Source organism: Maridesulfovibrio sp. (assembly GCF_963678865.1).
In the GTDB taxonomy this organism is placed as follows: Bacteria; Desulfobacterota; Desulfovibrionia; order Desulfovibrionales; family Desulfovibrionaceae; genus Maridesulfovibrio.
Genome location: NZ_OY787459.1, coordinates 3791912 through 3809629, shown reverse-complemented (window position 1 = coordinate 3809629; position 17718 = coordinate 3791912). Strand labels below are relative to the sequence as shown.

At 45.6% G+C, this 17718-nt stretch carries 12 protein-coding genes; 7 read left to right on the top strand and 5 right to left on the bottom strand.

The genetic code is table 11. The features are described 5' to 3' along the window. Positions 1–494: 494 nt before the first annotated feature. Together ACKU41_RS17330 and ACKU41_RS17325 are read right to left on the bottom strand one after the other, a co-directional pair. Complete coding sequence (locus ACKU41_RS17330) at positions 495–2738, bottom strand: ATP-binding protein (RefSeq protein WP_321402552.1); 2244 nt, start codon at positions 2736–2738, stop codon at positions 495–497. A gap of 418 nt (positions 2739–3156) precedes the next feature. Continuing rightward, complete coding sequence (locus ACKU41_RS17325) at positions 3157–4248, bottom strand: NADH:flavin oxidoreductase (RefSeq protein ID WP_321402550.1); 1092 nt, start codon at positions 4246–4248, stop codon at positions 3157–3159. 155 nt (positions 4249–4403) lie between these two features. Here ACKU41_RS17325 and ACKU41_RS17320 point away from each other — a divergent pair, with 155 nt between their 5' ends. From ACKU41_RS17320 to ACKU41_RS17290, 7 genes are all read left to right on the top strand, one after another. Further along, the gene (locus tag ACKU41_RS17320; RefSeq protein ID WP_321402548.1) at positions 4404–5927 is read left to right on the top strand and encodes a sigma 54-interacting transcriptional regulator; all 1524 of its coding nucleotides are present in this window, start codon (positions 4404–4406) and stop codon (positions 5925–5927) included. Positions 5928–6171: 244 nt separating this feature from the next. Continuing rightward, positions 6172–6513 (top strand): hypothetical protein, encoded by a 342-nt coding sequence (locus ACKU41_RS17315; protein WP_319778800.1) that lies wholly within the window; start codon positions 6172–6174, stop codon positions 6511–6513. 74 nt (positions 6514–6587) lie between these two features. Next, on the top strand, positions 6588–8162 hold the full coding sequence (locus ACKU41_RS17310) for a flavocytochrome c (RefSeq protein WP_319778798.1): 1575 nt from the start codon (positions 6588–6590) through the stop codon (positions 8160–8162). 29 nt (positions 8163–8191) lie between these two features. Then, a complete protein-coding gene (locus ACKU41_RS17305) occupies positions 8192–8665 on the top strand; it encodes a cytochrome c3 family protein (protein WP_319778797.1) in 474 nt (157 codons plus the stop codon). A 23-nt stretch (positions 8666–8688) separates the two neighbouring features. Beyond that, positions 8689–10356 (top strand): cytochrome b/b6 domain-containing protein, encoded by a 1668-nt coding sequence (locus tag ACKU41_RS17300; RefSeq protein WP_321402545.1) that lies wholly within the window; start codon positions 8689–8691, stop codon positions 10354–10356. A gap of 737 nt (positions 10357–11093) precedes the next feature. Beyond that, positions 11094–12269, top strand: a complete 1176-nt coding sequence (locus ACKU41_RS17295) for a homocysteine biosynthesis protein (protein ID WP_321402543.1) — start codon at positions 11094–11096, stop codon at positions 12267–12269. A gap of 24 nt (positions 12270–12293) precedes the next feature. Next, entirely contained in the window at positions 12294–12635 is a 342-nt protein-coding gene (locus ACKU41_RS17290) for an AEC family transporter (protein WP_321402542.1), read from the top strand. Between the two features lie 179 nt (positions 12636–12814). Here the strand turns inward: ACKU41_RS17290 and ACKU41_RS17285 are convergent, their stop codons facing one another. The 3 genes from ACKU41_RS17285 to ACKU41_RS17275 all read right to left on the bottom strand — a co-directional run bounded on the left by ACKU41_RS17285 (position 12815) and on the right by ACKU41_RS17275 (position 17540). Next, a complete protein-coding gene (locus tag ACKU41_RS17285; RefSeq protein WP_321402539.1) occupies positions 12815–14461 on the bottom strand; it encodes a sigma 54-interacting transcriptional regulator in 1647 nt (548 codons plus the stop codon). 155 nt (positions 14462–14616) lie between these two features. After that, on the bottom strand, positions 14617–15381 hold the full coding sequence (locus tag ACKU41_RS17280) for an HPP family protein (RefSeq protein ID WP_321402537.1): 765 nt from the start codon (positions 15379–15381) through the stop codon (positions 14617–14619). Positions 15382–15527: 146 nt separating this feature from the next. Further along, positions 15528–17540 carry a hypothetical protein gene (locus ACKU41_RS17275; protein ID WP_321402535.1) on the bottom strand — a complete coding sequence of 671 codons (2013 nt, stop codon included), beginning with the start codon at positions 17538–17540 and terminating at the stop codon, positions 15528–15530. Between the last annotated feature and the right edge of the window lie 178 nt (positions 17541–17718).

Here is a 17718-nt window from a genome sequence, read left to right as displayed (position 1 = left end):
CGATAAAAGACAATCACCCCACCCCATGAGCCCCAGAATCATCTCCCAAAAGCAGGGCCAACTGGGACGGTCAACCGATAATAATTCTGTCTCCGAATCCTCACAGTCCCAGCCCCTTCTTTTGGTCCTTTTTTCTTCTGCCGTATAATATTTTCGCCAATATGCTGTCCCACCGAATACAGCAACGACAGCATGAATATACTCATATTCAGCATCAAATTCCTTCACTTGCTCCCAAATTGTTCTCCACTCCCAAACAATACATTCGATTAGCTGACACCTACAGTTCGGATGTGACGTTCCATTGTTGGAGTTTCCGACACTTCCCCATTCTTTTTTAAACAAGCATCACACGCTCCCTCATTCGCTTGCCATATATAAAAATTTTAACATCTTCTCTTCTAGGAGTTGTTCCCCAAATCCCGCCTCTTCTCACCCGGCGATCTAGCCGATAAATAAAACTCACAATAAAACTTGATTCACCGGTTAAAGAACTATGCTTCCCCTTCCACTGGCATTTCGATTATAAATTTTGTTCCTACACCAGCAACAGACTCAACGAACATTTTGCCATTGTGCTGCTCGGTAATTATAAAATATGAAACTGAGAGCCCAAGTCCGGTTCCTTTGCCAACTTCCTTAGTAGTGAAGAAAGGCTCAAAAATTCTCGACTGAATGTGTTCTTCCATACCGGGACCATTGTCCTCAATTTCAATAACAACTAGACCATGTTGACATAAAATTCGGCACCAGAAGCTGGGTTTACCATCTGTATAACTCTTTTCATTCATAGCTTCAGCACCATTTCTGAAAAGGTTAAGGAAAACCTGCTGTAATTCATTGCTTTCACACATTACCAAAGGCAAATTGTCCTCATATTCACGTACAACATTTATTTGCTTGAAATCATAAAGTTTTTTAAGATCATAATCATTAGCGGCTAACTCCAACGTTTTATCAATAAGACTTGCAATATTAACTTTCTCCATTCTCTTTCCGCTCTTACGGCTAAAGCTGAGCATATTGCTGACAATATTTGCAGCCCGTTCACCACTTTCCTTTATAATTTCAATCATTTTTGGGATTTTTCTTTTTTCAAGATATTCATGAACTTGCTCAAGCTCAATGCCGCACTCTTGAGCTGTACGTCTATTAGAGTCCATATCCGAAAACAGACGCTTACTCACATTGTATGCACTTCCCAGAATCCCTGCCAATGGATTATTAATTTCATGAGCCATGCCTGCAGCCAACCCGCCCAAAGACATCATTTTCTCTGTTTGTACAAGTGCCTGCTCAAGATTGACGCGGTTGGTAATGTCATCAATACGGATAACCGCGCCCTGTACTCCATCTGCTATCAATGGATAAACTGTTATATCTTCGTATACTGTCTTATCATTAACTCTGCGTACGTGCTTTGTTTCAGCCTGCACAGAACGAGAATCTATTGCTGTGCGTACTTTTTTCATTTCACCAGCAAGATATGGGACAACCTGCTCAATTTTCTTTCCGAGTACATCCTTCTTGGAAAGACCAAAATCAACTTCAGCCTTGGCATTCCACTGGGTGACAATACCATCCGGGGTCACGCCGATTATATTTGAAGGCATAGAGTCCACAATATTTGAAAGATAGCTTTGCAATGAGCGCACTTCTTTCTCTCGTTTATGGAGAAGTCCAGCCATATTGTCGAACGCCTGACCAAGCTGACCTATCTCACCATCGGAATAATCCACTCCGCTAATTACATCATCTCCACGACCGAACAAAGTAGTCGCCTTGGTTAACTTCTCGATTCCTGAAACAATAGCAGAGTATCCCAAGAACCATGTCACGGTAAGGGCAATACACAAGGAAAGGACACCCAATATTCCCCCCTTAATCATTTCCGCATTGGCATCAGCCACTACGAGATCTTTATGCAACCCCATAAACATATACATGTACGGAGCCTTGTTCGATGCCATGCGCACAGGCTCAAAAGCAACAATGTGAATTAAGCGATCAGAGGTAAGAGCTTCTAGCATACCCGGCCCATCAGCATTCCGGGCAGCGTTGAAGACTTCAGCCTTAATGGGACGTCCTATTGGAATCTTCTTGGAAGTAGGAATACGCAAGAGCCGTGTTCCCTGACGATCACACAGCCCAAAAAATGCACCCGGAAGAAGGTCTGAATTATTGAACAATTCTTTGTAATGGTTCAGATTCGTACCCACTATTATGACTCCGGTAGGTTTTCCGTCATCGTTAAACACAGGTACACCAAATGGAAAAGCTGTAATCTTCGTCTGCCTGCCGATAATGAATTCTCCGGCAGCAAACTCCCCTGAAGAAAGTGCGTCTTTAAATTGCTTTCTGTCCGAAAAATTAAATCCTTTATCCTTGCCCTTGCCCAAAGCAACCACGGTACCATCAAGATTCAACAAAAAAACATTGGTAAATATTGGATTGGCTTTGAGTAATGTTTTCAAAATAACCGTAGACTTCTCCGGATCCTTATTTTTGATTTCCGGCATAGCCGCAATGGTTTGAAGTAGTGCTCTAGTTGAGCTGGTAGTAGTGCGCTGAACTTCACTGAATCCATGAAGAAATGTCCGTACCTTTTGTTTTGCGACAGAAATATCTTCTTCCCGCTGCCTCAACTCATGCATCAGCAAGGCAGCTAGAACAGGAAGCGTTGCTAATATCACGATAAAGATGATTTTTTTCCGAATCGGACCTTTCAAAAACTGCATACACATCTCCTCGTGTCTCATCCATCAAATTCGTATCAAAAGATAACAAGCTATGAATTACCTATTCTAAGTAATACCTGTTATTAACACTAGGATTTTTCCGATGCAATATACTGATGAAATAGTCATGGTTTGTACATACCAAATGTGGAGCTTGTACGGGCTGACAAATGCCATCCCTGATTACCCTGCTGCCTTAATACTCTCCAACTAATGTCCCGCCATATCCCCAACAGCGCAGAGACAGCATGGTTGCTTTGCTATTTTATTTTAAATGGTCAAAAAAAAGGAAGACCCTTTTTTGTGCATGGTCAACACAGACGTCAACATTTTTCATAGCTCTCAGAGTAAGCTCATGAGCCAAAGAACGTGTTACTTGTTCGGTTGGTAGGAAAAATTTCGCTTCAAAATCAAAACACTATTTATCTTTAAATATGGCACAATAATTCCCATCTTCATTCCGACATTTGGAACAACGCACGCATTTTGCCCGTTTTGTATCACCCTCTTTCCAGCGTTTAAACAAATCAGGTTCTGCCAGTAGCGGGCGGGATAAGCCAAAGAGTTTAATCTCCGTTTCGTTAAGTATGGATTCGATATGATCCGGTTCTGACAAGCCGCCTACGGTAATGACCGGAATATTAACATCTCGGCTGATGATGTCGCCATATTCGGCAAAGTAGCCCTGTTTTTTGAGTTCATGGCCATCAAAAAATTCACCGGCCATGGATTTCGCCTTGCCGTGGATATTGCCGGATATTTCCAAACCGTCCACGCCCAACTTTTCCAACTTAATACTAATCAGCCTTGTTTCATCAAAATTCAGTCCGCCTTCGAAAAATTCACTGGCGGTGAGCTTAACCAGAATCGGGTAGTCTGCACCTACTTCTTTGCGCATGGCCTCGTATATTTCAACGAGAAAACGCATGCGGTTTTCCAATGAACCGCCGTACTTATCGGTACGTGTGTTGTAGTACGGGCTTAAAAACTGGTTGATCAGGTAAGTATGGGCGGCGTGGATTTCAACACCGTCAAAACCGGATTGCTTGGCCCGTCTCCCGGCATCGGCAAAAGCCTGAACGATATACCTAATATCCTCTTTAGTCATGGGCGTGCCACAGGTTCCAGTGCTTCTCTCGGGGACATTACTAGGCGCGAAGATCGTCCGCTCGCCCACATTGTAAGTAGTTTTGGTGCCGCCATAGGCAATCTGAAGGATAATTTTAGAACCGTGTTTGTGTACTATGTCAGTCAGTCTGCGATAATCGTCTATGAAAAAATCATCATAAATGCCCATCATGCCCGGATTTGGTTGCTCTTCAGCCACCACATTGGCGTACCCGGTTATGATCAGCCCCACTTCGTTTTCAGCCAGAGTTTTGTATATCTCGTAAAGCCGGGGAGTCATGCGCCCGTTCTCTGTGGTCATATTTTCCCAGGTGGCACTGCGGACCAGTCTGTTTTTGAGATTCAGCGGACCGAGTTTACACTTTTCAAAGAGAGTCTTCATTTTTATTCCTAATATGAAATTGTTTGAATCATAACTTTACAGTAAGATGTTACACTTTGTTTTTTACGAAATAGCATTTGCATCAACTGTGCCTGACTCTTGACTCAAATTATTTGCTCTCATAGAAAAGAGTGAACACCAAATTAAGAGCCGACATGAAAACCCCCGACCCGAATCAATTAAATATAGCCGACGTGTTAAAACGCATTGACGAAGTGCGTGATAAGGATCTTCAATGCATCCTTAGGACTACATTGGAAACTGCTCAACAGAAGCTCCAAAAAAGTACCAATGAACTTTACCGCTTGCGCTTGAATCTGGAAAATTCATTTAACAGTATTCCAGATGCAATTGTTACTGTGGCTGAGGATATGAGTATCCTTTCCGCTAACTCGGCTTTTCTTTCCCTCTACGGAGGAATTCTCGCCGACTATAAAGGGCGGACATTGGAGCAATGTTTCGGACTTAATGCTGGGCCATATAATAGTGTAATCCGGCAAACATTGGAGCTGGGACGGCTTACTTCACATTTCCGGGTCAATACAAAAACACCAGACGGCAAAGAGTGTAAGCTGGAGCTTAATGCCGCACCATTGCGTACAGGGGAACACAGCTTCGGCGGTGTCGTGTTGGTTATCAAGGATATGACCCGTCTTGCGGTTCTGGAACAACAGCTGGAAGACCGCAGGCTGCTCAACAATATGGTCGGCCAAAGCGACTCTATGAAACGGGTGGCTACATTGGTGCATAGTCTTTCGGACATTGCTACAACCGTGCTGATTACCGGGGAATCCGGTACCGGTAAGGAATTGATTGCCGATGCATTGCATTACACCGGGGTCAGGGCGGATAAAAGGATTGTGAAGGTGAACTGCGCGGCTCTGTCGGAATCCCTGCTGGAAAGTGAATTGTTCGGGCATGTACGCGGAGCCTTTACCGGAGCTTCACGTGATTCTGAAGGACGTGTTGCCGCGGCTGAAGGAGGAACCCTCTTTCTTGATGAAATCGGTGATCTGCCGCTATCCATTCAGCTGAAACTGTTGCGTTTTTTGGAATACAAGGAATATGAACGCGTTGGCAGCTCCAAGCCGCGTAAGGCTGATGTGCGCGTGGTTACTGCCACAAACGCCGATCTGGTGCAAAAGGTTAAGGACGGTTCCTTTCGTAAGGATTTATATTACAGGCTCAACGTGTTTCAGATTGAGCTTCCTCCGCTCAGAGAGCGTCGTGAAGATATTCCGTTGCTGGCGGAAAGTTTTATGAATACCTTTAATAATGAACTGGGACGCTCCATAAAAGCCATCTCTCCGGAATTCATGGATGCTCTTGTTAAATACGATTGGCCGGGGAACGTCCGTGAGCTGCGGCATTGCATTGAGTATGCGGCAATCCTGTGCCTTGATGAGGTCTTGCAGTTCATTCATCTGCCACAGAATTTAAGAAATAATTTCAATTACTTTTGTGATAATTCAGATATAAAACAAGAGGTCCGGCATGAAGCTGCGACTCCTGTTGCATCATCTGGACCTTCTTCCAAACGGCATGCTTTTGATAAGCAAAAGGTGCTTGAAGCTTTGGAGCAGGCAGAATGGAAGAAAGCCCGGGCCGCTCGAATTCTCGGTATAAGTCGCCCGACTCTCTATCGGTGGATGAATAGGGCAGGGATAGCTGGAGAGTAAATCATAACGTTAATCTTTACACTTTGACTTGTTCGGATTGTTTGTTACATGTTTTGTGTAACGAAAAGTGTAAAGAGAAGTGTAATATTACACATTACACTTTGTGTGAAATATAGAACAAACAAAACGTTTAAAACGCTTTTGGTGTAATGTTGCTTTAGTATAAATTCTTTAAAATTAACTACTTATGTCTACTTTAAAATTGTGGCACGCGAACTGCTAACGGGACGCAGGAGCGTAAATCATGACTCTTAACAGATGTAAAATGCTGACTCCCGACCAATACAATTCCTTGCTCGACGAGAGCATGGGGCTATTGGTTGTAGGGTATCTTTCGGATGACCTGATCTCAAGCAGGCAGATGCAGATCCTTGCGGACTTTGCGCAATCTGCTGCAAAGCGCGTGACCTGTGCGGTTTTGAATCCCGCATACGGCGCGTACTTTGAGAAGAATCTGAAGTTGGATGGAAGTCCGACTTTTCTGCTTTTCTTCTCCGGCGTGGAACAACGCCGTTTTTTAGGATCAGCAGATTTCGAAGACCTCAGGGAGCTTGCCAGCGGGCCAGCGGGAGATGTCGCCTTATAAACCAGTTGGAGGAACTGTGGTGACAACGTCCGTAGCCAGAAAATTAGAGTACAATTTTAAAGGAGATGAAGTGTATGCCTGATTCCAAGGGTACAAAAGGAAAAGCAGCTATGATGTCCCGTCGTAAGCTGCTCATGAATGGAGGCGCCATGGCGGCTGGAGCTGTCCTTTTCGGTGCTACCGGCAGTCTTGCCAGTGAGAAAGCCCCCTCAGTTCGTTCCGAGCTTCCGACCACCAAGTGGGACGGCGAATTTGATGTGCTGGTTATCGGCAGCGGTTTTGCCGCTTTGTCCGCAGCCATTGAAGCACGCCGCAAAGGGCTTGATGTTATGGTCGTTGAAAAAATGAGAGTGCTGGGCGGCAACTCCTGTATCAACGGCGGCCTTTTTGCGGTGGCAGGCAGTGAACTGCAAAAGAAAGAAGGCGTAAAAGACAGCATCGATACCATGGTCAAAGACATGCTCAAGGCCGGTCGCGGCATCAACCATGTTGAAATAACCAAAACGATCGCCGAAGGCTCCATAGATGCCTACAATTTCGTTATCCAGTGCGGTGCTGTGTTCAAGCCCAAACTTTCATGGCTCGGCGGTCATTCCGTAGCCCGTACATATCTGACTCACAACGCTTCCGGTTCCGGCATTGTCCGTCCGCTGGTGGATACTGCCCGCGCTGAAGGAGTTGTTCTCCACACCGGTTGCAAAATGCTCGACTTCATCGTTAACGACGATGAACGCATCGTCGGCATCCGTGCTCGTGACGGCTACCGTTTCCCGGATGAAGAAAGCGGACAGGTTCGTATGTTCCGCGCTCGCAAAGGCGTTGTTCTCGCTACCGGTGGTTTTAGTCAGGATGCTAAGTTCCGTGCTGCTCAGGACCCCCGTCTGGCCGGCGAGATCGACAGTACCAACCAACTCGGTGCAACAGGCGAAGCCATGCGTGCGGCCTTTCGTGCCGGTGCCGTTCCCGTACAGATGTCTCTCATCCAGCTCGGCCCATGGGCTTCTCCGGACGAAAAGGGATTCGGTGTTGCCTCCATGTTCAACATCCAGTCCGGATTCCGCTACGGTGTAATGGTTGACCGTTCCACCGGAACCCGCTTTGTAAATGAACTGGCAGACCGTAAAACCCGTGCCGATGCCATGCTCAAGAAGCTTGATGCAAACGGTAACCCTGATTATCCGATCATCATCGTAGACAGTAAGGGTGCTGAAGCATGTCCTACCCTGGACCGTTGCCTCAAGTACAAGGTTGTTCACGCTTTTGATACTATTGAACAGCTTGCTAATTTCTACAATATTCCGGCAGCAAAGCTGACCGAGACCATCAACAATTACAATAAATATGTTGCGGATAAATCCGACCCTGAATTCGGCAAGCCTCTAAGCACCGCAACCCCTATTGTTAAAGCTCCTTTCTACGCTGTTCGCGGCTGGCCTAAAGTGCACCACTGCATGGGCGGAGTCGAGATCGACGTAAAAGGTCATGTCCTTCATTCCCAGAACTTCAAGCCCATCAACGGCCTCTATGCCGCTGGTGAAGTAACAGGTGGCCCCCACGGGGCAAGTCGCTTGGGTAGTTGTGCAATTACCGACTGCCTGGTCATGGGACGTATCGCTGGTAACAGCGTTGCCGGCAATGAGCCGAGCTAATTGATTTATAGATACTGAAGGGCAATATTATGATAAAAAAAACATCTGTCGCCTTCGGGGCGATTATACTTCTGTTTGCAATGGGAATTTTCCTTGCGCCCAACGCATTACGCGCACAGGATAAAGCTGAAAAAGAAAAAAGTGTTGCCCAAATTGATATGGAGCAGCACAAGACCAAGCAGTTCACCATCGACATTATTGACGATGTCGTCTTCGGCAAACTTCCGGTCAAAAGCTACCACAAAAAGGTTCACCAGAACGGTGCCAACTGCGAACTTTGCCACGGTGTAAAAGCACCCACCGCACCGCCGGATACCCGTAATTGCGCCAACTGCCACGGCACTCCCGAAGATGTTGCCAAACGCACTGAAAAACTTGAACCCAATCCGCATAAATCCCCGCACTGGGCCACGGAACTCCCCTGTGACACCTGTCATAGAGAGCACGGTAAATCTGAGTTCTACTGCAAAAACTGCCACCACTTTGATTACCAGGTTCCCTAAGAATTAATCAGGAGGAATTTCGTATGTTTATTAAACAGGCTTCTGTTTGCCTGGTCTTGGCTCTTGGCTTGTTTATGGCCGGAGTAGTCCATGCAGCGGGCGATACAACCGCCCAATCAGAGCAATTATACTCAAAGGCCGCCCAGTTGCGCCAAGGTGCGTTGAAGCAGAATCAGAAATGCTTCTCCTGCCATGGCGATGCTGGGATTACCGCAAAATGGGTAACTGACCGGGGCCGCACTCTTCAGCTGCATGTTGATGAGGTGGACTACCGTAACTCAGTACATAGCGGGCAGAGCTGCCAAAGTTGTCACGAAGGTGCAACTGAAGACGCTTTTGCAAGTGCGCCCCATAAATTCAAAAACAAAAAGCCCATGGACTGCCAGTCCTGCCACGGCAATTACTTCAAGGATATCTACGAACAGGTTGACCGCAGCTACCATACCAAAGCCATCGCTAAGAAGGGTAAGGAATTCAGCTGCGCATCCTGCCATGATGCCCATACTTTCCATCTCCCGGAAAGGACTGAAGAAATAGCATCAGGCGTTGTTGAGGCAAACGAACGTTGCTTCAAGTGCCATTCCGACCTGCGCGGATACCAGAAACTTACTGATAAAAAACTGCTCGACCAGAAGATGGGCCATTGGTTTCTGCCCAATAAGGAAAAGCATTTTGAATCCGTTAGCTGTGTAGCCTGTCACGAAGGAAAAGAGGGGACTGAAGTACACGTAATCATGGAAGTCAAAGACACCAAAGTCAACTGCGAGAGCTGTCATTCCAAGTCATCCGCCATGACTACCAAGCTCAACAAATACCGCAGTGAACAACGTGCCTTTGCAATGGTTAATAAAGGTCTCTTTGATGACACTGAATTAAAAACCAAAAATGCAGAAGCTATCAAAGCTTCCGTGGGCGAAGCTGACTCCGTACTCGGTTTCATGAATACCCGTCTGCTCGAAAACAAGTACATCCTCGGTGTAACCCAGACCCCGTGGCTGAATATTAAGTTTGTCCAGATTCTGGTGGCCATGCTGCTTTTAATCGCAGTTCATGCGGCACTACGTATGATGGGTTCAAAGGCTACTCATGTTCATGGTGAAACCGTGACCATGTTCCCGTTTACTGTCAGACTCTGGCACTGGATCAACGCAATCCTGTTTGCAATCCTGATTGTGAGTGGATTCGCCATGCACTTCGGGATCGGCATGGGTTTTGAGCCTGCGCAATCCACCCACGCATACTTTGCTCTTGGGCTTGTAGCACTCTGGATTCTGTACTTGCTCTATCTGATCCTTAGCGGACAGTTCATGCAGTATCTGCCGCGTGCGGATTTCATTTCCGCAAGCTTTGCGCAGGCTAAATACTACATGCTGGGTATTTACAGCGGACAAGAGAACCCGGCCGGACATGATCCTGCAAAGCGTCTGAATCCCTTACAGCAGACTGCTTATTTGTCCGTACTCTTTGTACTGTTCCCTGCATTGATTGTATCCGGGCTGGCTTTGTTTATCCCTGAAGTTATCCCCCCTGAACTGATGGGTATGGACGGCAAGCATCTTGTTTCTCTGGTTCACACTGGAGCAGCATTCCTGATGGTCCTCTTCATCGTAATCCATCTCTACCTCTGCACCACCGGAGAAAGCGTATTCGCCCTTGTCCGTAGCATGGTCACAGGTAAGATGAAGAAATAACGTTAGCCATAATATACACCTGCTGGACAGGTTCCCTCTTACCTGTCACCTCGTGAAAGATGGGGTTGGGCCGTAAGGTCCAGCCCCTGCTTAAAGCTCAGTTTAAACTGGAGAGAGCATCTTATCCTAATATCTGCTGAATAGGTCACAGGTAACCGATAAGATGATTGAATAGCGTAAGCCATAATATACCTACCGGCAGGGTCCTCATTCCCTGTCACCTCGTAAAAGGAAGGGGTTGGGTCGAACAGACTCAACCCCTTCCTTTTAATATAAAATATACAAGTTGAATAAAGCTGGACTATTTCAACCACTACAACAAAAAACGTACTGTGAAGCAAGATGCCGGGGGTTCAAACCCTCCTGCTCCGACCACTTAAAAATCCAAGTAAAATGTTCAGTTAGCATGCTGCTGATTGGCCCTTTTATTTTTTGGATGTCAACATTTTGGTGAACCTCTGGTTAACCAAAACGATAACGTTTTCATTAGTTAGTTTTGCAATTAGATCTCAAAATTTTGTTATTTAACCACGATATTTCGTTATTACAACTGAATCACGTCTCATATGGATAATGACTCAATTTATTTTAGTCATTATTTTAAACATGTTGGTAAAACCAACTCAATCTAGCACAAATATTGCCATACCCAAATCGAACAACACGCAGTTCTATTTGAGGAAAAGCGACTCCAAATTAGAGCAATAAAAATATCCTATAAAAAAGAGTTATCCTAAATGACAGGAACATATAAAGTTAACAAAACAATTCAAGAAATAAATAATCGAATAAAAGAAGGCAAAGCTGCGGTAGTAAATGCAGAAGAGATGGTCGAGATAGTTCGAGCCGAGGGCAAGGTAAATGCGGCCAAAGCGATAGATGTTGTCACAACTGGAACTTTCTCACCCATGTGCTCTTCCGGTATTTTTTTTAATTTCGGACAAGTCCCTCCCCCAATAAAGGCATCTCGTGTTTGGCTGAATAATGTTCCGTGCTATGCAGGACTGGCTGGTGTAGATGCATATATAGGTGTGACCGAACCTTCTGAAGATGACCCGTTGAACAAAGTTTATCCAGGTCGTTTTGCTTACGGCGGTGGCCATGTTGTTGAAGATCTCATAGCCGGGAAAAGCGTTCGCCTTAGAGCTCAAGCCTATGGAACGGATTGCTATCCGCGCAAGGCGATTGAAAAAGACATTACGCTTAAAGATCTCTTCAACGTAACAATGGTTAACCCACGTAACTGTTATCAAAACTACAATTGCGCTGTAAACATGACCAGCCGGACAATTTACACTTATATGGGGCCGATCAAACCTAATCTCCGCAACGCCAATTTCGCTACAGCGGGCCAACTCTCACCACTATTTAATGATCCTTTCCTGAAAACTATAGGCGTAGGAACTCGTATTTTTATTGCTGGTGCAGAAGGCTATGTAACGGGTGCAGGGACTCAGCATGTAGAAAAGCCGCAACGAAATGAAAGAGGGATCCCACTTACGCCCGCAGGAACTCTCATGCTCCAGAGTGGTAATGTATCGGATATGGACCCACGCTATTTTCGAGGACTCAGCTTTACCGGGTATGGATGCACCGCATCTGTTGGAGTTGGAATTCCCATCCCTATCCTGAATGAAGAGATCGCTTGGTGTACAGGGATAAGTGATGCTGAAATTCAAATGCCAGTCAAGGATTACGGACATGACTACCCTAATGGAATCAACAAGGTTTTGGCACATGTAACCTTTGAGGAACTGAAATCGGGTTCAATAAGTATAAATGGCGAAAAAATTCCGACTGTCCCCATGACCAGCCATATTATTTCTCTAGAAATAGCCAACAAACTTAAGGATTGGATCACAAAAGGCGAGTTTTTGCTCACTGAGCCTGTAGAAAAGATTGAATCTGAATAAGCAGATCTACACGAAGGGTTTCATATGTATACTGACTTTGTCGGCAAAGCTGCTGCCCCGGCCTCCATGTTCGCGCTTGGGATTATTATTGCTGCCAATCTCGGGAGAAGCCTTGATACTTGTGCTTTATTCATTACATTTTTTAAGTTAATTCTGTTTCCGGTTTTAATCTGGGCCGCTATTATGTGGCTTAAGCTCCCTGAAGGCGTTTCAAAAGATACGCTGATGTTGACCAGTGCTGGTCCCTGCGGGGCCATGCCGTTTGTACTTGCGGTTCAATATCGCGTAAATCCTACCAGCATCGGTCTGGCTATTGTTTATTCCACTCTGCTTTCTCTACTCACGCTGGCCTTGGTCAGTCAGTAGAACTCTCAGGTCAAATTTTCGTTTTAAATGAAACTTCATTTCACTATTAACTAAATAGGACACAATCCGGGAAGCTTACAAAAAACATCAGAAACGGTGGCTCGCAATAAATGCCCACCATAAACCCCCTTCAATCTTAGTGTAGCGAAAATATATATAACATTTTTTGCCTTACGCCCTTATTTGTCTCTTAAACAAACAATATCCATTTTCCTTATCCGTGTAGCAAGGGTTGTAGGCTTTAAACCCAGCATTTTTGCGGCTCCATCAGTCCCATAAATCTTACCCCGACACAGTTTGAGGGCCCTTTCAATATTTTCTTTCTGCAGCAGAACCATCTCCTGCTCGGTCATTACCTGTTCATTGGGGGCACAAGGTCGGGATTGTTCTGCTGACGGTAGCTCCGACTTTAAACTGTTAAAGAAATCCAGATTTCTTGGGTCAGAACTGGAGGTGATCGCAAAACGTTCAACGATATTTTGAAGCTCTCTTACATTACCGGGCCATGAATACTGAGCTAGTTTCTGTAGCTGTGCATCCGTAAATTGAAATACGGGGCGTTTAATTTCCAAAAGAAATTGCTTTAAGAAATAGTTTGCCAAGAGCACAATATCTTCCTTTCGCTCTCGTAGCGGCGGGACATCAATGGGAAAAACATTGAGCCTGAAATAGAGGTCTTCCCTAAACCGACCATTTTCAACCTCTGTTTTAAGATTCTTGTTGGTTGCCGCAATAATCCTTACGTCAACTTTGCGAGTCTTTTCCTCTCCGACTCGTTCGTACTCTCCTTCCTGTAGAATCCTAAGCAGATGAGCCTGCTGTTCAAGGGGTATTTCCCCTATTTCATCAAGAAAGAGTGTCCCCTTGTGCGCAGCACCGAATTTACCGACCCTGTTTGCAACAGCACCGGAGAATGCGCCTTTAACATGACCAAAAAATTCACTTGAAAATAAGTCTTTGGGAATGGAAGCACAATTGACTTTAATCATGGGACTGCTTCGGCGTGCGCTTCGCTGGTGGAGTTCCCGGGCAACCAGTTCTTTGCCCGTACCGGATTCTCCCAGTATCAACACACTGGCATCAGTAGACGCTACAAGATCTATCTGCTGGATAATTCTTTGCAATGGAGCACTTTGACCAATGAACCCGCCGAAAGATGTTGAACTCAACAGTTCTTCGCGTAAATAGTTGTTTTCGGCTTCAAGGCGGTGATGCAGTTCTTCTATTTTTTCAAAAGCCCGTGCGTTAACTAATGCGGCGGCAGCATGGTTCGAAATAATATTCAATATATCAAGAGCGGGTTGGGCTACTTCACTTTTAGTAAAAACCGCCAGAACCCCCATAGTCTCACCATGGTAAACCATCGGTTGACCGGCAAATCCATTGATACCTTCTTGTTTTGCCCAATCCTGATGAAGTATCCACTTTGAATCCTTGGAGATTGACTTTACAATCACGGGAGTGCCTGTAGCAGCGATGTGTCCCACCTTTCTGGCTCCCAAAGGAAAACGCCGATGGTCACCGTCAATACGAGTCCAATCTACAGCAGAATCAAAAATGGACTGCCCTGCGCTGGCAACCAGGTGCAGACACTCCTTTTGATTCAGACACTCATCCTGTAAAGGGCATGAAGTGCAAATGTCGCCACTTTTTATTATCCAGATTCTGGCGAGGGAAATATTCGGAAATTGGGCCAGTCGGTTTACGATAAGAGTGAAGAGAGAGCCGGTAGACCTTTGTTGCCCCATCTCCAACAAAAGAGATTGTATTTTCTCATTCCTGAAGTGAAAAGTTTTTTCGTCAGCCATATCTGAAGTTCTAAACATAATTATTCCGACTGACAATAGAAATGGCAGTAAACTTGGTCTTATAAGGCAGGACATGGGGATATTCTTTTGAGTTTGGTAGGTATATCTCTGGTTACAAACATCCGTTAATCCATGCCCTGCCATATATTAATTTCTAATGACAATCCCTCCTTTTAATTTACTTGGGATAATATTTTGAAATGATGTGTCCCGAGAATTATATTCCCTACAGCCATGCCGCACAAACCTGTTATTCCAACAACAGGGGACATGGATTGAAAACACATGACAATACAGCTGATTATACAGATTGCTACACCAACAATCTGGGCTTTTTCCATGTATAGCCCTGCATTTTTGACGTAGTTATCACTATCCCGGGCAGGAAATTCAAACCAGATTCTATTCCAGATAAACGCAAAAATTACGGTTATTGTAGCTCCCCATGCCATGTGCAGCGGGAGAGAGTACCACGGCATGGGGAGCGGGAGTATTGCCGGTATGGCTGCAGTGGCGGCTGCAGGAGGGTGGTCGGCATCAAATATCTGCATAAAAACCGCTGCCAGCAAAACCGAAAGACCAAGCTTCAAGGGAATTATAAATTCGGCTCCTGGATCAATATAATTTCCTATCCAGACTCCAGCCAGTCCGCAAATCGAGGCTACCGTATGCCCTACAATTACTGACTTTGGCCGTGCAACACGCAAAAAAACACAGGTCGTATTTATGAAACATGTTGCTGCAAGAGGTGGGTAAAGGACTTTGATTCCTGTTTTACCGGATAAAATTGCTATCAGCCCCAACAACAATCCTCCCCCAACTGATCCCCAAACAATACGGGCCAGAGAAATAACTCCCGGACGGTATAATTCTTTTGAAAACTCTTCACGACATAGTTTTGATAATCTGAACTGAACTGAAGTTGATCTGAAATGCATCTGTTACCCCAAGGATACCATCGCTAAATTAGTGTTGACAGAAAACACGGTGGTTGCACAGCCGACCCCGGCTATTAATTGTCGGAGAAACCGCGGTCGGCAGTGCAGGCCATCAAGGCTGCAGGCAAACGTTATTGCAAATTGAGCTATGACCGCCAGCAGACATTGGATCTGGCTTCGTCAAAGTCCCTAAGGATCATTGCGGCTACTTTTGCAGGATCGGGATCAACGTTCATGCAGGAGCCAAGCAATTCCTTTGTGCCGCTATAAAGGAATTCCTCAACTTTTCTAGAACCGTGCACAGGGGCATGAACGCAGTGGTAGGAGTTGAAACCGAGCATGCGATATGCGAGGGCTGCCCCGACACCTTTTTCGTTGGACCATTCCGGGGTCACTTCGGCAAATGGCAGGTCTTTTAAATGACGTCCGGTATATTTTGCTATTTCCCTGAACACCGCAACGGAGTGTGCATTGTCTATACATTCACCAAAGTGCCATACCGGAGGCATCTTCGGACCGAGGAATTTAAGCAGCTTGTCGCCGCATTTTTCCTGCCCTTTGCTGGAGCAATATCCAAGTTTAGCCATGGGGAAAGACGCGCAGCCGTTAGTAAATACCAGTACGTTATTTTTCAGCAGGATATCAACTATATCCACGATAGCTTTCTCAAATACGATTCTGGTGTTTGTGCATCCGGCGAGATTGATGATTCCCTTAATCTTTCCTTCAATCAGGGCTGAGGAGATTGTTGACAGTGAGCCATAACGGGCCTTGAGTGTTTCAAGGTTGAAGCCTACTTCTGCCTCAACTTCGTGTACGGGAATATGCCTCTTTACATCGCGACGATTCTTGAAGCTTTCAATCGCACGGGTAACAATGCGCTCTGCCAGCTCAGGAAGTTTATCCAGATCTGAAAGGTCCCGCTTATAGCCGATATGCTCTGCGCCGGGCAGCCGGTTTGACTCGTTAGTGGTCACGACAACAGTCTTGTAGCAGTTAGCAACATCCATAATACCCGGAAATACTTCTTGAATGTCAGCCAACCAAAGATCAAGAGCTCCTGTTGCGAGAACAAGTTCCGATCCGTTAGCATTGGAAAGAGGTATTACTCCTCCAAGCCTGTACAGGGACGACAATCCGGAACAACAGATACCGTAAAATTGTATACCGGTTGCTCCAGCCTCTTTCGCCATTTCAATAAACTTTTCACTACGGGCGGTCTTTATCACTTCCATAGCCATCTGGGGGGCGTGACCATGAACAGCTATATTTACCGTATCTGTCCTCAGGGCTCCAAGATTAGCTTTAACTGTTGTTCGTTGTGGCACGCCGTATAGACAATCACTTGCAATAGACCCACCAACAACACTGTTCATTGAGAATGCGACGCCGAGACGCATGAATTGGTCCATAGCTTTGCGCCAGTCTCCCTGAGTTCCCACTGTGGTCTGGTGCAATGCTTCAAATACTTCATGGTATGAGCCTATAGGAAGTAAATCGAGATCTTCCCAGACTCGTTTTCGTTCGTACGTGGCTACGGCATCGAGTGTCTTATGGGTTCCGGGGACTGCTCGGCTTAAATCCTCCAGAAGAATGTCTGCGATTTGTCCAGCCAATTCTTCAATAGAACTGTTCTTAATATCGAGACCGAACATGTCAGCAACAGCTTTGACTTTATTCACGCCTTCAATAGGCAGGTTCACATCACCTTCTGCGGCTTTTTTCAAAGTAAGAATAATTTCCCGTCCACGAGCACCATGAGCAGCAACGCCACCCGCAGCTGACCTGACCAGATTTCGGGCTACAATAAGATCAGCATCAGCTCCGCATGTTCCACGCGGAGAGCGTTCAGTGATCTTGCAGGGACCCAGCGAGCATATTTTACAACATACACCAGCCAGTCCGAAGGTACAGTGTGGTTTCTGTTTATCAAAACGATCAAAACAGTTTTCTACACCCTGTTCATCCATATACTTAACCATCTCCCGGACAGCGGGATCAGGGGCTTGCTCCATTACATCCTGTTTGCTGGCAAAGGACTGACGGTATTCTTTGACTGCATTCTTGTAATCAGTGAAATCGTTATGGTTATGATGATGGTGCCCATGGCTATGGGCATGGCTATGGTCATGGCTGTGTGTGTGGTGTTCTTTTCCCATTTCTGCATTCCTCACTGGCTGTTTCACCCCGGTAGGTAATTTGAGTAACGCAAACCGATTATTGCTGTTACTCAAAGATACCCCGAAGGATTTTGGCTAGAATTATTTTCTACAGCCATAAGGCAAGAGCTGTGCCTACGAGCTCTCGTTTCTATAAGCACTTAAAATAAATGTAAAT

Excerpts from the sequence above, each read along its gene's own strand:
- ACKU41_RS17330 (WP_321402552.1), bottom strand. The coding sequence starts at position 2,738 with ATGCAGTTTTTGAAAGGTCCGATTCGGAAAAAAATCATCTTTATCGTG.
- ACKU41_RS17325 (WP_321402550.1), bottom strand. The coding sequence starts at position 4,248 with ATGAAGACTCTCTTTGAAAAGTGTAAACTCGGTCCGCTGAATCTCAAA.
- ACKU41_RS17320 (WP_321402548.1), top strand. The coding sequence starts at position 4,404 with ATGAAAACCCCCGACCCGAATCAATTAAATATAGCCGACGTGTTAAAA.
- ACKU41_RS17315 (WP_319778800.1), top strand. The coding sequence starts at position 6,172 with ATGACTCTTAACAGATGTAAAATGCTGACTCCCGACCAATACAATTCC.
- ACKU41_RS17310 (WP_319778798.1), top strand. The coding sequence starts at position 6,588 with ATGCCTGATTCCAAGGGTACAAAAGGAAAAGCAGCTATGATGTCCCGT.
- ACKU41_RS17305 (WP_319778797.1), top strand. The coding sequence starts at position 8,192 with ATGATAAAAAAAACATCTGTCGCCTTCGGGGCGATTATACTTCTGTTT.
- ACKU41_RS17300 (WP_321402545.1), top strand. The coding sequence starts at position 8,689 with ATGTTTATTAAACAGGCTTCTGTTTGCCTGGTCTTGGCTCTTGGCTTG.
- ACKU41_RS17295 (WP_321402543.1), top strand. The coding sequence starts at position 11,094 with ATGACAGGAACATATAAAGTTAACAAAACAATTCAAGAAATAAATAAT.
- ACKU41_RS17290 (WP_321402542.1), top strand. The coding sequence starts at position 12,294 with ATGTATACTGACTTTGTCGGCAAAGCTGCTGCCCCGGCCTCCATGTTC.
- ACKU41_RS17285 (WP_321402539.1), bottom strand. The coding sequence starts at position 14,461 with ATGTTTAGAACTTCAGATATGGCTGACGAAAAAACTTTTCACTTCAGG.
- ACKU41_RS17280 (WP_321402537.1), bottom strand. The coding sequence starts at position 15,381 with ATGCATTTCAGATCAACTTCAGTTCAGTTCAGATTATCAAAACTATGT.
- ACKU41_RS17275 (WP_321402535.1), bottom strand. The coding sequence starts at position 17,540 with ATGGGAAAAGAACACCACACACACAGCCATGACCATAGCCATGCCCAT.